The 446-nt window shown below is 54.9% G+C and carries 1 protein-coding gene; it reads right to left on the bottom strand.

Going from position 1 to position 446, the window contains the following annotated elements; genetic code table 11:
• On the bottom strand, positions 1-446 hold a 446-nt coding region (locus tag QN347_RS19485; protein ID WP_416350903.1), incomplete at both ends, for a PP2C family protein-serine/threonine phosphatase.

The raw sequence follows: 446 nt of genomic DNA, 5'->3' as shown, positions 1-446 counted from the left end.
CTGCCCGACCTCGACTACTTTGAACAGCACGACGGAACAATTATCCTTGCCGCCTTCGGCATTGGCACAATCGACCAGCACGCGGCAGCAGCACGTCAAATCGTTTTGATGCCGCTGCAGGATGGCAGCGATCTCATCGGGCGTCAGCATATCGGTCAAGCCATCCGAACACAAGAGGTAGAGATCATCGGCCTGTACCGCATGCACCGTGATTTCCACGTCGATGTCATCTTGTGTGCCGACGGCACGGGTAATAAGATTTTTGATCGAAGAAAAACGCGCATCGGCTTCACTGATGAGGCCGGCATCGATTTGCTCCTGCAATACCGAATGATCATGGGTGAGCCGCGTCAGCGCAGCGGCGCGATACCGATAGGCGCGTGAATCACCGACATGAGCGAGCAGTAATTTATCATAGGAAAAGCAGGCCGTGACCACGGTCGTAC

The organism is Sphingomonas sp. 10B4 (assembly GCF_035019905.1).
Taxonomy (GTDB): domain Bacteria; phylum Pseudomonadota; class Alphaproteobacteria; order Sphingomonadales; family Sphingomonadaceae; genus Sphingomonas; species Sphingomonas glacialis.
The sequence above is the reverse complement of the archived record's forward strand: the minus strand, read 5'-3'. Positions and strand labels throughout refer to the sequence as shown.